Raw genomic sequence first — 12277 nt, 5'->3', positions numbered from 1 at the left:
CACGGCCTGCCCACCAGGGAGGGCAGGCCGCGGAATAACGGTCAGGCTTCCTTTACGAACAGGTAGCCTTTACTGCGCACCGTTTTTATTCGACGAGGGTGAATGGGATCATCTCCGATTTTCGGCCTGATACGGGACACCCGAACATCAATGGAGCGGTCCTGGCCGTCGTACTCGATACCACGCAAGGCGGTAAAGATCTCTTCACGGCTGAGCACCCGACCGGCATTACTGGCCAGCAGCCAAAGCAGGTCAAATTCTGCGCTGGTCAGGTCAATGCTTTCTTCACTGAGCCAGGCCTCCCGCATGGAGCGATCAACCACCAGGTCGTTGAACTGCAAGCGCACAGGCTCCTCACCACCTTCTTCCGGATTACCGGCAGGGGCGGTCTCCATCCGCCGGAGCATGGCCCGGATTCGGGCCAACAGAACCCTTGGCTGCACCGGCTTGCCGATGTAATCATCAGCCCCCATTTCCAGACCAAGCACCTGATCCAGATCGTCGGTTCTGGCAGTGAGCATGATGATGGGGCCAGAATAGAAGGGCCTGACTCGACGGCAGATCGACAGGCCGTCTTCGCCCGGCAACATGAGATCCAGCACAACAAGATCTGGCTGCTCATTACGGATTCGTTCAACTGCGGCTCCACCGTGAGTTTCCAGGGAGACTGTCAGCCCGTTGTTTTCGAGGTACTCGCGGGTAAGGTCCGCAAGCCGTTCATCGTCCTCTACGATCAGGATTCGCCAACTCTCGTTTGTCTGTTCCACGCCATCCATCTCTGTTTTTTTATTCCGGTTTTTGGGGTCGTCCACCCGACAATACAGGCAACGTACCGTTACAGCAATTATACATGCTATTCAGAAATATACATGGAACGGTCATAGGGTTACAGCCTGTGACACAAATCCGGTTTGTGGCAGATCCCGGCCATTGTCATACAGACGTCACCGGCAGTTCACCTCACTGTCACAGGAGCTTCATAGCCTTGGCTTGTGATTGAAACAAGAGGCCAAGGCCATGACAGCACAAATCGCCCGTTCCCAGCCGCGCCGTGGGCGCCAGCTGAAAACCACCCTGACACGGTGCCCACAACTCATCGAAACCGCCCAGCGACTGCGTTACAGGGTTTTCTCCGAGGAGTATGGCAGTGATCTGGGCGCCACCACGCCGGGTATAGATGCCGATGCCTACGACGCCCTTTGCGACCACCTGATCGTTACCGATGCCGGCACCGGTGAAGTGGTTGCAACCACTCGCATCCTGCACCAGAGCGACGTGCCTTCGGTTGGCGGCTTCTATTCATCAGGCGAGTTCGATCTGAGCAACCTGGGTAAATTGCCGGGCACCCTTGCGGAACTGGGCAGGACCTGCGTTCATCCCGATTACCGCAATGGCGGCACCATCACCCTTTTGTGGGCAGCCCTGGCAGAATACCTGGATAGCCGGAACGTGGACTATCTGATTGGCTGCGCCAGTATCAGCATGGCCGATGGCGGCATGAAAGCCTGGCGGATAGCACGGCACCTGCAGAATGAATACCTTGCCGCGCCTGCATTCCGGGTAACCCCACTCCGGGCCCTGCCACACCTGACCCGCGCCGAACACGAACACAGCGATGACGTGCCAGCCCTGATTCGCGCCTACATGCGCCTTGGCGCAAGGGTCTGTGGAGAACCCTGCTGGGACCCGGACTTCCGCTGCGCGGACCTGCTGGTGGTTCTGGAAGTCAGCAAACTGACCGCCAGGTATAGCCGGCATTTCATGGGGCGCACTGCCTGAAGGCAAAGGAGCAGCAGATGGGGTGGATACGATTACTAATCCGGCTTACCGGGTTCCTGGTGTTTCTGGCAGGCACCTGCGCCCTGGCCATCACCCTGAAACTGGTCGACCTGTTCCGGCGACAACCTGTCGACCGTTCACCCTGGGCCGCTTTCTGCTTCCGTCGGGCCTGCCAGTGCCTCGGGTTCCGTATCCGGGTGCACGGCCAGCCCACGGAAGCCCACGCACTCTACGTTGCCAACCACATCAGCTGGTCTGACATTCCCATATTGGGGTGCATAACGCCGTTGAGGTTCCTGTCCAAGGCTGAGGTGGGCAACTGGCCAATTATCGGCTGGCTCGCAAGGCAAGCCGGCACCTTGTTCATCCAGCGCGGAAGCGGCCAGGCCAGGCGAATAAAATCGGAGATCAGCCGATGCCTGAATACCGGCGAGTCTGTCCTGGTTTTTCCGGAAGGCACCACCAGCTCGGGACTGGCAGTGCTGCCGATCCACGGTTTTTTGCTGGCCGCCGCCCGCGACGCCAACACACCTATCCAGCCAATAACCATCGGTTACCGCAGAGCACATCGTCCGGATCCGATCGCCCCGTTCATCGGTGACGACAGTTTCCATACCCACCTGATCCGGCTGCTCAGGCAACCGCCGACCCAGGTGGATGTGGTGATTCACCCGGCCATAGACCCGGCCCGCTCGGAATCGAGTAACGCCCTGACCGCTTTAATCCATCAGCAGATCAGTGCCGGTTTGAAGCATATTCACGCAGACGAATTCGAGGCCACGCCCACCGGCCTCAGAACAGCGGGCGCCCCTGGGCTACCTCGTCTTCCGTAGCCTCTCTGCGACCGACGATCTCCAGGTCAAAATACAGGGTAAAGCCAGCCAGCGGATGGTTGGCATCTACCTTCACCAGGTTGCCATCGATGGACACCACCTGCACCACCTGGGCCTGGTCGCCGGAGTTGGTCTGGAACTTCATACCAACCTGCAGGTTCTCCACACCTTCAAAAAGCGAGCGGGGCACCTTGCGGACCAGGTCTTCGCGGTAGTCTCCGTAGGCCATTTCAGGGGGGATAGTGACTTCGAGACAATCGCCCACCCGGCGGTCTTTCACCGCTTCCTGGATGCCCGCGATGATTTCCGGGGTGCCGTACAGGAAATGCAGTGGCTCACTGCCTTCCGAGGTATCCACCAGCTCACCTATACGGTTCTTGAGCACGTAATGGACAGTGAATACTTCGGGCTTTAGTTGCGGCTTATCGGCTTGCATCAGCTTGTTTTGTTTCCTGTTTCTTTACGGGTTCGAGTTTTTGCAGGCCATGGATTACCAGCTTCCGGTCCAGCTTTTCCCGGAATCCTGACGGCTTTTTCAAACCCATTCGATCAAGCAGGGCGTCATAGCGCCCTTCTTCGTCGTCCGCCTTAAGGGCCTGCCAGATGGTCGCCAGTTTACCACGGGGAGTAGCCGTTGCGGCTTTCAGCCCCTTAAGGGCTTTCCCTAACTTCAATTCCTCGTCGGTGAAATCCTTGCCAAACGGGAAGGCCGGGAACCAGTCGCCTTCCCCCCCGGCCTTCAGGGCCCGGGCGACTTTCTCAGGGGTATTCTGGCGCCAGTGTGCTGGAAGTTTGAAGTCCGCTTTTACCTTGCCCGCTTTCTTGGCCTGCGCCAGCAATGACTCCTGGAATCGGGAGTCGGCAATCCGGATCAGCCTGAGGAACACTTGTTCATCGGACTGCCCACGAAGGTCCGCGATCCCGTATTCGGTAATCACGATGTCCCTCAGGTGTCTTGGGATGGTGCAGTGGGCATAGTTGAATACAATGTTCGAGACGGTCTTACCACCGGAGACCCGCGTGGCCCTCAGGGCCAGGATGGAGCGAGCCCCCGGCAACTCATGGGCCATGGCCACAAAGTTGTACTGGCCGCCAACACCACTCACCACACGGCCATCCGCCAGCCCGTCCGACACCGCCGAACCGTTGAGGGTGTACATCATCGCCGAATTGATAAACCGTCCATGGACCCGCTGTGCCACCTTGAGCTTCTGATCACCAAAGCGATGGTCATACAGGTGGTTGATAAAATTAACGCTGGTCATGCAGATCTTGTCGCGCTGGTCGTCTGAAAGCTCTCTCAGGGCCTGATAGAACTTCTCCGGGCCAACGTAGAAACCACCGTGCATGGCAATCCCACCAGCCAGCCTGTCACCCAGCGCCAATGCCTCGAGCGCCTTGCGGGTGTCGGCATTGGATAGATCTGCCTCAACCGACACCTCCTCATTGAGTCGTATCCTTCCGCCCTTGAACTCAACATGGTCGCGCAGCACCCCGTGCCGGACCAGCCAGTTCACATCCCGCGCCCGCAATGGTGAGGCAATCAGGCCTGCGTTGTGCAAAACGTCCAGGGCCTCCAGGCTCGGGGTCTCGGTCAGTTCACCCCGGTTGATCAGGTTCTGCAATTCCGGATGATTGTAGACTTCGCGCTTGAGAATACCTTCCTGAAGCAGGTAGACAAAACCGTCCACCATCATTTCGCTGCACCCATAAATTCCCTGTTCAAAAGGTTCTGTACCACCATACTCCTGCACCACCGGAAACTGATCCTGCACCTGCAGGTGGTCGAACACGGCTTTCCAGGCGTCATTATGTTTGTGTCTGATGATGGCGCTGTGCACCAGGGCGGCGCCAAGAGACCCGATCCCCACCTGCAGGGTGCCGCCATCCTTCAGCAAGCTGCTAGCGTAAAACCCGATCAGGTGGTCCGCCGGGCTCACCGCCATCTGGGGCGCGGAGAATAACGGATAGTCGGAGGCCCGGTGAGACAGGATCACGTCAAACTGGCTGGCTTCAACCTCGGCGTGATGCCCGAACCACGGCAGGTGGTGATTGAGCTCTGCCACCATGGCCACCGGAGTGCCAGCGGCTTCCCGTTCCCGAAGCAGCGGCAGGATGTCCAGGGTCAAATCCGGATTACAACTGAAGCTTAGGTGTCCTGGCTGACCATGATCTTCACCAGGCGACATCAACTGGCCCAACACATTGACCCCCTGCGCCATCAGATCCCGGACGGCGTGGGTATAGTTGGTGCAAACGTAGTGGCGCTGTTGGCTCTGATTGTTGAGATAACTGCCAGCCTTGAAGAAGAATTCCGAGACAGTCACGTTGTCTGGCAACCGGTTCCGATTGACGTCTCGCGCGTAATCCAGCTCAGGAATGTTGCCATAAAGGCGCTTGGTAAAAGGCCCCAGAAAACGCTTCTCCAGCGACGATGCGCCCTCGGGAGCCAGCAACGACAACGCAGTGACTATATGCAGCTGGATTTCCGGATCATCCTTGGCGCGCTGGTAAAGGGCATTCGCAAAGCGAACTGGCTTACCAAGACCGAGAGGCAACCCCAGCGTAATGCGCTTGCCTACCCGTTCGATTACCCGGTCCACGCACGCATTCGCGTCGTCGTAATAGACTCCGTTCTGTTCTGCCATCACCAGCTCTCCACTGTTTGAGAATCGCAACGGGGTCGATGATCACACGACAGAATGAAGCTGACAATGCGTCAGGTCATGAGATTGGCTGATTGGTGGGAGTAACGTGGCAAGATACGGGTAAAACAGGGGCCTTGAAGGTGGTTCAGAAGCGCCAGCGCAGGTTAAGGGCCGCACCCTCGTTCAACAGACCAATGCCATGATCAGGCTGCGCGGGGTCAGATGCGTAGACCTTCTGCTGCGCGCGGCGGCTCAATCCGATACTCAACAAACGCGAACCAATAGCCGCAAAGGCATCCATGTGGTCGTCTTCATAGTCTCCAGACATCCATTCCTGAAGCTCGTAGATTTCCTCGGCCGATACCATGTCATCACGCTCAGCCATCATACGATCGGCCAGAATAGGCTCAGCGGCTTCGGCGCGCACTACGAACGCGACGAAGTTGAGGGCCAGCAGGGCGATAAAAAGACGAATGATCATGATGACAAAAAGCACCCGGAAAAATGATTTCGGAACATTAACGCTTCAGTACCAAAGTCTAATGATTGTCCCTGAAAATGGTGTGACTTTGTACACAAATGCGCCAGTAGCTCGACGCAAACTGGTCACTTTTTTTGTCAACAAATGATCACTTATATTGCAATCTGTAACCGCCCTGCCCTGAGAAACCGGAAACAGGGCAACCTCACCGTGGGCTACCCCCCCTCAGGGACAGGGGTAGGTAAACTCATCATGAATAGCCTCCACCGCCGCCACCAGGTCGGGGCTTAGCCGGATATCTGCAGACCCGACATTTTCCTTCAACTGGTCCATGGTGGTTGCACCGATAATGTTACTGGTCACAAACTCGCGGCTATTCACCCAGGCCAGCGCCAACTGCGCCGGGGTCAGCCCATGGTGGTGGGCCAGCTCCACGTAGGCACGGGTTGCATCAGCAGCCCGCTCCCCGGTGTATCGGCTGAAGCGTTCGTAAAGCGTCAAGCGGGCCTTTTCTGGCCATTTTCCGCCCAAATACTTACCTGTCAGCATACCGAACGCAAGGGGTGAATAGGCCAACAAACCGGTGCTTTCCCGGTGGGCAAACTCCGCCAGGCCCAGCTCGAAAGACCGATTCAGGAGGCTGTAGGGGTTCTGGATGGAAGCCACCCTGGGCCACTGTTTCTCGCGAGCGAGGCGCAGATATTCCATGGTCCCCCACGGCGTTTCATTGGACAGGCCAACGTGGCGCACCTTGCCCTCTTTGACCAGCTCATCGAGGGCGCCCAGAGTTTCCTCGATGGGGGTCGAGGTTTCGTCCGGGTTACGCTGATACCCCAGCTTGCCGAAGAAATTTGCACTGCGGTCTGGCCAGTGCACCTGGTAAAGGTCGATGTAATCGGTTTGCAGGCGCGCCAGACTGCTCTCACAGGCTTCGCGAATATGCTCCCGGGTCAGTCTCGGGCCGCCGCGCAGATAACTCAAACCATTGCCCGGTCCGGCCACCTTGGTGGCAATCACCAGATCCTCCCGGCGCCCTCTTCGGGCAAGCCAGTTGCCCAGATAGGTCTCGGTCAGGCCCTGAGTTTCCGCCCGTGGCGGCACCGGGTACATCTCGGCCACGTCGATGAAGTTGATACCCGCCCCGATGGCGTATTCCAGTTGTTCAAACGCTTCCTGCTCGGTGTTCTGCTCCCCCCAGGTCATGGTTCCCAGGCAGATCAGACTGACATCGATGTCGGTTTGTCCAAGTTTTCGCGTTTGCATGAGATCTCCTCGTGCACATAGAAGACGTAAAGGGAATGTCACAAAGTTGTCGCATGGCTGTCATGCCGGATTTCCATAGTAGAAGCATGACAGCGACATATTCAGGACGCACCGTGACCAACCCCAAGCTGACTGACCGGCGCCCGCAACACATTACCATTGTTTCGGAGACGTTTCCGCCGGAAATCAACGGCGTGGCCAACACCTTGAAGCATCTGTGCCAGGGGTTGATGCAACGGGGGCACAAGATCACGGTGGTCAGGCCAAAGCAGGCCCATGAGCAGAAAGGGTTGTTTGAAAGCACCGGTGACGGCCTCTTTACCCGTGAGCTGGTGGTCACCGGCCTGCCCCTGCCCGGATACAGCGATCTGCAGTTTGGCGTGTCGCGCCCGGCCACCCTGAAAAAACTCTGGCAAAGTCAACGACCAGACGCCATCTACGTTGCCACCCAGGGACCGCTGGGCGTAGCGGCGGTATCCGCCGCCCGAAATCTTGGCATCCCGGTGTCGTCCGGCTTTCACACCAATTTCCATAGCTACTCCCGTTACTACGGTGCCGGCGGCCTGGAACGATTACTCTGCGCCTATGGCCGCTGGTTCCACAACCGGACCGCCATCACTCTGGTACCAACCCGAAAAATGCAAGCGGTTACGCAAGCCATGGGCATCCACCCGACTGGCCTGTGGAGCCGCGGCGTGGACTGCCATCGCTTCACTCCCCACAAGCGTGACCACGACCTGCGCGCCCGCTGGGGGCTGACCAACAGTGACCGGGCAGTACTCTACGTGGGCCGACTGGCCGCCGAGAAGAACCTGCGCATGGCGGTCGCCTGTTTTGAACGGATCCGGGGCCTCCATCCCAATGCCCGCTTCATTCTTGTGGGAGACGGCCCAATGCGCAAACAACTGGCGGAACGCCACCCGGAATACATTTTCTGCGGCACCCAGCGCGGAGAGGATCTGGCCAGGCACTATGCTTCGGGCGACCTGTTCCTGTTTCCAAGCAAAACCGACACCTTTGGCAACGTGGTCCTTGAAGCCATGGCCAGCGGGCTCGGAGTGGTCGCCTTTGACGACGCGGCGGCCGCTGAACACCTTCGCCACGAAGAAAATGGTCTGAAAGCAGAGCTGTCGGAGGACGAAGCCTTTATCAACCACGCACTGCGACTGGCTGACCAACCCACCCTTCTGAGCCGGGTTCGCGCCCAGGCCCGCCTGGATGCGCTGGATCTGAGCTGGAACAGCCAGATTGAACAATTTGAACACCTGGTACTCAACCAACCGGCACAGGCCCGATACCATGGCATCAACAAACAAGGCATCTCGCTTCTTTGACCTGGCAGACCAGCGCGAGTATGCGCTGTGCCAGGCCATCAACCGTGCAGTCAGGTTCCGGCCTGTACTGAGCTATTTCCGGGTCGTCAGCCGACTTGGCGACGGCTGGTTCTGGTATGCACTGATCCTCGCCCTGCCGCTGCTGGCTCCGGAACAGGGGTTGGGGCTGGCGGTGCTGATGGCCTTTACCGGACTCACCTGCACCCTCACCTACAAAGGCCTGAAACACAAACTTATCCGGGAGCGCCCGTTTATCTCGTTTCCGGCCATCAATTGCGGCACACCACCGCTGGATCGATACAGCTTCCCTTCCGGGCACACCCTGCATGCAGCCTGTTTCCAGGCCATGCTGTTCGTCGCCATGCCAGTGGCCGCCTGGTATGTTCTGCCCTTCACCCTATCGGTAGCCGCCTCCCGGGTGGTTCTGGGCCTGCACTACCCGAGCGATGTTGCCGCGGGGGCTGTCATCGGCGCAGGCATGGGCTGGGTGTCAGTACTGATGTTCGGAGCGACCTTCGCCACGCTTTAGTGTCCCTGAGAATCTGGTCTAAACTGGTTCCGAAGCCTTATTGCCGGAGCCCGTCATGAAGCACGGAAAACCCTTCATCATTGCCGTGGCCACCGCAGCAGCACTGGTGTTACTCTGGCCTGAACCGGCCGACACACCGCCAGGGCAGGTCGACGACGGTGCCCCCAATGATCCCCTTTCACACGCCCCTGCCGACACGCCAGTACCGATCGATCTGACCCCCGAGCAACAGGCATTGCTGGAAGACCCCAGAATCATTCAGTTCGCCCAACGACTCGATTTCGAGGAAGAGCTGCAACGCTTTTTCCAGGAAGCAGCCGAACTGGACGCCCAGCAACGACAGAACCGGGCCGACCAACTGGAACAGCAGCTGGCCCGCTACGAGCAGGAAACCCAGGTCAGCGCGCCAGAAGCGCTCATGGTGAGGCTCGCCCTGCTACAGCTGCTGGAGCAGGACGAAGCGGCCGCCAAGGCGGCGGCCACAGAACTGATCGAACGCTATCAGGCCCGGTCTGAGGCGCGCCTTGAGGCCTGGCGGTCGGCCCCCAAACCCGAGTTTGATCGCTATAAGGTCCGGGAGAAAGAGATTGTTGAAGAGGTCATGGCCCTGGACCGAATACCCGGAGGGCTGACCCGAGACCAGTATTTGCGTCAACGCCTGCTAGAAGCGCGGATCGAGACCATGGGCCAGCCCGAACCAGACCCTCAGAGCAACTGGTCCAGCGACCAGTAGAGCAGATTGAACGGTTTGTTGTAATCCGCCACCGTGTCGGTCTCTGAAGCCTGCATAACCGCACCGCTGCCATTCATCACGTTGTTCACGAAGTGGTCCAGTTCCAGGCCCAGTTCCTGAATATCCGAATTGGCGAACTCGATGATTGAGGTGCAGTGGCTTTCATTCACATCTCGGAACATGGGCAGGTAGTAACCGAAGTTATCCAGCCCGGCCAGGGTATTTTTCAGGCGTTCGGTATCCTGCGCCCATTTCTGGTGAAGCAGGGCCTCCTTGGTAGCCTGATCCGGCGCCTGTTCGATGTCATCGAAGAAACGTTCGTAGGAATAGGATGAGTAGTTCAGATCGCGCCAGAAATGAGTATGCCCCATGCGATCCTGAGGTAATGCACTGGCCAGGGCGGGATACAGCGACCCCAGGTCATTCAGGTTTAATCCGGGCAAACCAGACTTCAGATAGGCCAGAGGCCCATTGTCCTGATCCAGCCCCCACACCTGCCGGATCAAACCCTGCAGCAAGACCGAGGGGTACTGTTGTGGATCTGCCCCTACCGGCGCACTGAATGCCGGCCCGGAGTCGTTGATCAGAAAACTGCGGGTGGGCGCCATGTCCCGGCGGGCCGGATAATAGTTTGTCAAGCCACCGATGCCACCTGCGCTGCAGCCAGTTGTCAGCATCTGCCCGGGCCGCTGGAGATTGTCTTTCAACCAGGAAATCACCGCCCGGCTATTACGCAGCCCGTTGTGGTGCCAGACCAATGGTTCAGCCTCGCCCTCCGGGTCCTGGTACACCGCTACCCGGTCACCGGAGTAGATGTCGCCGGTGCAATAAGGCACGTAGACCATATTCCAGTTCTGGGTTTTCACCCGGCTCCAGGGGTGCAGGCGCACCACAAACGGGCTGACCAGGCTTGCGCCGGGGTTCAACAACGACAGGTAGTCGTCCGGTATGCCATGGGGGTTCCGGGCACCACGAATGCCAGTCTGACCGCTGCAACTTTCATAGTCCCAGCAGGCACCGCCGCCTTCAAAATAAACCACCGTATTGGAGGTGTTGGGCACCCGGTTTACAAAGAACTTGTATTCGGAACCGTTGCCACATACCGCCCCGGTTTCCGGCGCCAGTGGAACCGTCTGCCACTGGTAGTAGGCACCGGGCGAAAAGCCGTCGTTGTACCCGGGCGGATTTGCCAGCAGGGGGTATTCTCCCTGGCGTTGGTCAGAGGTAACCGGATTATCCGCTCCGGGAGGCGCAACCAGATTGCCGAGGGTTCGCCAGAACCCGTAGTCGCCAAGTTCCGCAGCGGCGGGGGCGGCAAAGGCTAATAATAACAACCCGGCCAGCGCGCTATGGCGACACCGGGACCACCTGTCAGGCTTGTTCATATTTTGCTCTCCTGCACTTGTTATTTTAATGGGCGGGCCTGGCCCGCAACGATTACAGCAGGAAATCGTCAACCTAAAACTAGATATGACACAATGTCACGTCAAAGAGAACGCAAGACCGATTTACACTAAAAAAGGCGGGGATATAGCCACTTGGGAAGAGATCAATCGAACAGCCTCAACTGGGTAACCGGGGCTTCATCGTTGCGAAAACGCACGCCCACCCCCAACAAACGGACCGGGCGATCGGCCCGGGTAACCAGTTCATCCAGCAGGGGCTGGTAATCGGCAACCTCGGGTTCGCCCACCGACTCCCGTACCCGCTCCAGGGTATGGGTTGAAAAATCACTGTAGCGGATTTTCACAAACAGCTTGTGGATGGGCTTCTGCCGCCCCTTCCTGGCCAGTCTCAGATTGAGATCCGCCACCAGGGCGGGCATCACGGTTTCACAGGCGGTCTTGTCCGGCAGGTCCTGGGAAAACGTCCGCTCCACGCTGACCGATTTCGCCACCCGCGAAACGATTACCGGCCGCTCATCCCGGCCTGCGGCCATTTCAAACAACCGGTAGCCCTGCTTGCCGAATTTCTCAATCAGGGTGTCCACCCCCAGCAACTGCATGTCACCGCAGGTTTTCACGCCCATGGAATGCAGCTTTGCGGCCGTCACCTGGCCCACACCAAACAGTTTTTCCACCGGCAGGGATTCGACAAATTCCGGCACCTGCTCCGGCGTGATCACAAACAGGCCGTCGGGCTTGCGCCAGTCACTGGCAATCTTGGCCAGAAACTTGTTCGGGGCCACGCCGGCGGAGATGGTAATCCCCACTTCCTGCCGGACCCGCTCTCGCAAATGCCGGGCCATCAGGGTGGCGCTGCCCCGGTGTTCGGTTATGTCAGACACATCCAGAAAAGCTTCATCCAGTGAGAGAGGCTCAACCAGATCGGTCATTTCCCGGAGAATGGCCATGACTTGCTGAGACGCCGCCCGGTATCGCGCCATATCCGGTGGCACGGTCACCAGCCCCGGGCACAGCCTGCGGGCTTCACTGCCGGGCATGGCCGAGCGCACACCAAAGGCCCTTGCCCGGTAGTTGCAAGTCGTCACCACGCCCCGGCCCTCGGCGCCGCCAACCGCCAGGGGCACGTCCCTCAGCGTTGGGTCGTCGCGCATCTCGACCGCCGCATAGAAGCAGTCGCAATCCACATGAATGATCTTGCGCTGGGGCATGGTCCGTGGGCTCGCGTAAACAATCTGTACATTTATACAGCCTTGTATCTTAAGCTAACATGC

The 12277-nt window shown here is 58.6% G+C and carries 12 protein-coding genes; 5 read left to right on the top strand and 7 right to left on the bottom strand.

Annotated features, from left to right (window positions below; translation table 11 throughout):
• Positions 1 to 41: 41 nt before the first annotated feature.
• On the bottom strand, positions 42 to 776 hold the full coding sequence (locus tag RVM24_RS01080) for a response regulator (RefSeq protein WP_058091771.1): 735 nt from the start codon (positions 774 to 776) through the stop codon (positions 42 to 44).
• A gap of 241 nt (positions 777 to 1017) precedes the next feature.
• On the opposite strand from RVM24_RS01080, the gene RVM24_RS01075 reads away from it, so the two are divergent.
• Both RVM24_RS01075 and RVM24_RS01070 read left to right on the top strand, forming a co-directional pair.
• On the top strand, positions 1018 to 1779 hold the full coding sequence (locus RVM24_RS01075) for a GNAT family N-acetyltransferase (RefSeq protein WP_061332336.1): 762 nt from the start codon (positions 1018 to 1020) through the stop codon (positions 1777 to 1779).
• Positions 1780 to 1796: 17 nt separating this feature from the next.
• Positions 1797 to 2612: a lysophospholipid acyltransferase family protein gene (locus tag RVM24_RS01070; RefSeq protein WP_431474819.1), complete on the top strand. Its 816-nt coding sequence runs from the start codon at positions 1797 to 1799 to the stop codon at positions 2610 to 2612.
• On the opposite strand, the gene RVM24_RS01065 is transcribed toward RVM24_RS01070, so the two are convergent.
• From RVM24_RS01065 to RVM24_RS01050, 4 genes are all read right to left on the bottom strand, one after another.
• Positions 2572 to 3048 carry an FKBP-type peptidyl-prolyl cis-trans isomerase gene (locus RVM24_RS01065; protein ID WP_058091769.1) on the bottom strand — a complete coding sequence of 159 codons (477 nt, stop codon included), beginning with the start codon at positions 3046 to 3048 and terminating at the stop codon, positions 2572 to 2574. The two genes, RVM24_RS01070 and RVM24_RS01065, sit on opposite strands and share 41 nt — an antisense overlap.
• On the bottom strand, positions 3035 to 5260 hold the full coding sequence (locus RVM24_RS01060) for an acetyl-CoA hydrolase/transferase C-terminal domain-containing protein (RefSeq protein WP_431474818.1): 2226 nt from the start codon (positions 5258 to 5260) through the stop codon (positions 3035 to 3037). Before RVM24_RS01060 ends, RVM24_RS01065 begins: the two co-directional genes overlap by 14 nt.
• A 145-nt stretch (positions 5261 to 5405) precedes the next feature.
• On the bottom strand, positions 5406 to 5741 hold the full coding sequence (locus tag RVM24_RS01055; protein WP_106693480.1) for a hypothetical protein: 336 nt from the start codon (positions 5739 to 5741) through the stop codon (positions 5406 to 5408).
• A gap of 225 nt (positions 5742 to 5966) precedes the next feature.
• Positions 5967 to 7004: an NADP(H)-dependent aldo-keto reductase gene (locus RVM24_RS01050; RefSeq protein ID WP_106693479.1), complete on the bottom strand. Its 1038-nt coding sequence runs from the start codon at positions 7002 to 7004 to the stop codon at positions 5967 to 5969.
• 86 nt (positions 7005 to 7090) lie between these two features.
• Here RVM24_RS01050 and RVM24_RS01045 point away from each other — a divergent pair, with 86 nt between their 5' ends.
• Genes RVM24_RS01045 through RVM24_RS01035 form a run of 3 tightly spaced genes read left to right on the top strand, consistent with a single transcriptional unit; the run spans position 7091 to position 9600 of the window.
• The gene (locus RVM24_RS01045; protein WP_061332311.1) at positions 7091 to 8338 is read left to right on the top strand and encodes a glycosyltransferase family 4 protein; all 1248 of its coding nucleotides are present in this window, start codon (positions 7091 to 7093) and stop codon (positions 8336 to 8338) included.
• Positions 8304 to 8867 (top strand): phosphatase PAP2 family protein, encoded by a 564-nt coding sequence (locus RVM24_RS01040; protein ID WP_061332312.1) that lies wholly within the window; start codon positions 8304 to 8306, stop codon positions 8865 to 8867. The genes RVM24_RS01045 and RVM24_RS01040 overlap by 35 nt, the downstream gene beginning before the upstream one ends.
• 55 nt (positions 8868 to 8922) lie before the next feature.
• Positions 8923 to 9600, top strand: a complete 678-nt coding sequence (locus RVM24_RS01035; RefSeq protein WP_230713744.1) for a hypothetical protein — start codon at positions 8923 to 8925, stop codon at positions 9598 to 9600.
• Here RVM24_RS01035 and RVM24_RS01030 read toward each other — a convergent pair.
• Positions 9573 to 10985: a pectin acetylesterase-family hydrolase gene (locus tag RVM24_RS01030; protein ID WP_431474817.1), complete on the bottom strand. Its 1413-nt coding sequence runs from the start codon at positions 10983 to 10985 to the stop codon at positions 9573 to 9575. The two genes, RVM24_RS01035 and RVM24_RS01030, sit on opposite strands and share 28 nt — an antisense overlap.
• A gap of 164 nt (positions 10986 to 11149) precedes the next feature.
• Positions 11150 to 12214, bottom strand: coding sequence for a DNA polymerase IV (gene dinB, locus RVM24_RS01025; RefSeq protein ID WP_431474816.1), 1065 nt, complete (start codon positions 12212 to 12214; stop codon positions 11150 to 11152).
• Positions 12215 to 12277 lie beyond the last annotated feature (63 nt).

It is taken from the genome of Marinobacter sp. KM021, from assembly GCF_050707965.1.
Lineage (GTDB): Bacteria > Pseudomonadota > Gammaproteobacteria > Pseudomonadales > Oleiphilaceae > Marinobacter > Marinobacter shengliensis.
Note: the sequence above shows the minus strand (reverse complement) of the source record. Positions and strands in the feature narration are given on the sequence as shown.